Annotated in this window: 2 rRNA genes; both read left to right on the top strand. The window is 42.1% G+C overall.

Going from position 1 to position 755, the window contains the following annotated elements:
• Nucleotides 1-90, top strand: a 16S ribosomal RNA gene (locus HHH54_RS10885); the annotation flags it as partial.
• Between the two features lie 382 nt (nt 91-472).
• Nucleotides 473-755 (top strand): 23S ribosomal RNA (locus HHH54_RS10880); the annotation flags it as partial.

Raw genomic sequence — 755 nt, 5'->3', positions numbered from 1 at the left:
TGGAGCTAGCCGTCGAAGGTGGGACAAATGATTGGGGTGAAGTCGTAACAAGGTAGCCGTATCGGAAGGTGCGGCTGGATCACCTCCTTTCTAAGGATATATACGGAATTATCACCTAAGGTGATAAGCGGATTAACGTGACATATTGTATTCAGTTTTGAATGCTCATTCATTGAGGATTCAACATTGTACATTGAAAACTAGATAAGTAAGTATAGATTTTACCAAGCAAAACCGAGTAACAAGCGAAACGCTTGAAACAAACAATTATCGCTAGTCGTTGAAAAACGACACACATAATTAATAACTGGTGGATGTTGGTATTGTGAAGTTCGGTAGACAGACTAGATGTTTTGAAAACGTTTGTCAGTCTATGAATTTCTTGATGAGTGTAGCGACGTTTACTTTCTGTAAACAAGCAAACGAAGAAAGAAATGAAGCCGAATGCAAACGATTGCCAAAACATCAAAAAGATTAAGTTATTAAGGGCGCACGGTGAATGCCTTGGCACTAGAAGCCGATGAAGGACGTTACTAACGACGATATGCTTTGGGGAGCTGTAAGTAAGCTGTGATCCAGAGATTTCCGAATGGGGGAACCCAGCACGAGTTATGTCGTGTTATCCATACGTGAATTCATAGCGTATGAGAAGGTAGACCCGGAGAACTGAAACATCTTAGTACCCGGAGGAAGAGAAAGAAAATTCGATTCCCTGAGTAGCGGCGAGCGAAACGGGAAGAGCCCAAACCAACAAG

It is taken from the genome of Staphylococcus canis, from assembly GCF_016238445.1.
Lineage (GTDB): Bacteria > Bacillota > Bacilli > Staphylococcales > Staphylococcaceae > Staphylococcus > Staphylococcus canis.
Note: the sequence above shows the minus strand (reverse complement) of the source record. Positions and strands in the feature narration are given on the sequence as shown.